The sequence below is a fragment of the Tepidimonas fonticaldi genome (assembly GCF_001675355.1).
In the GTDB taxonomy this organism is placed as follows: domain Bacteria; phylum Pseudomonadota; class Gammaproteobacteria; order Burkholderiales; family Burkholderiaceae_C; genus Tepidimonas; species Tepidimonas fonticaldi.
Genome location: NZ_LZDH01000058.1, coordinates 1 through 789, shown reverse-complemented (window position 1 = coordinate 789; position 789 = coordinate 1). Strand labels below are relative to the sequence as shown.

At 42.7% G+C, this 789-nt stretch carries 2 protein-coding genes; both read left to right on the top strand.

Annotated features, from left to right (window positions below; all coding sequences use genetic code 11):
• A partial coding sequence (fabD, locus tag A9O67_RS13185) for an ACP S-malonyltransferase (RefSeq protein WP_082955516.1) occupies positions 1-622 on the top strand: 622 nt, incomplete at its 5' end.
• Positions 623-629: 7 nt separating this feature from the next.
• Positions 630-789 (top strand): SDR family NAD(P)-dependent oxidoreductase (locus A9O67_RS13180; RefSeq protein WP_156682300.1); only part of this gene is annotated, 160 nt, incomplete at its 3' end.

Sequence of the window (789 nt, the reverse complement as noted above, 5' to 3'; positions counted from 1 at the left end):
TATCGACTTCAAACAAGCGATTAAACTGGTTGAATTGCGCGGAAAACTCATGCAAGAAGCCGTTCCTGAAGGAACTGGTGCGATGTATGCCATTATTGGTTTAGATAATGAATCAATTGAAAAAGCTTGCCAAGAAGCCGCTCAAGGCCAAGTGGTTTCACCAGTTAATTTTAATTCACCAGGCCAAGTCGTCATTGCGGGTGAAAAAGCGGCAGTCGAACGTGCGGGTATCGCATGTAAAGAAGCGGGTGCAAAACGCGCATTACCATTATCTGTTAGCGTCCCTTCTCATTGTGCATTAATGAAGCCAGCTGCTGATAAATTAGCCGAAGCGTTAGAAAAAATTGATTTTTGTGAGCCAGACTATCCAGTTATTAACAATGTTGATGTTAAAATTGAGAAATCGGCACAAAATATTCGTGATGCTTTAGTCCGTCAACTGTATAATCCAGTACGCTGGACGGAAACAGTAGAATTAATGGCAGATCAAGGTGTTGAACATCTTATTGAAGTAGGTCCAGGGAAAGTATTAGCTGGTCTTACCAAGCGAATTGTCTCTAATTTAACTGCCGTCGCAGTCAATGATCCTGTATCATTAAGCACTGCTTTAGAAAATAGCTGAGGACGACATGAGCTTTGAAGGAAAAATTGCACTGGTAACAGGCGCGAGTCGTGGAATTGGTAAAGCGATTGCTTTAACATTAATTGCTCGTGGTGCTACTGTTATCGGGACAGCAACCAGCGAAAAAGGCGCAGAAGCCATTACCGCTTATCTTGATGGCAGAGGTA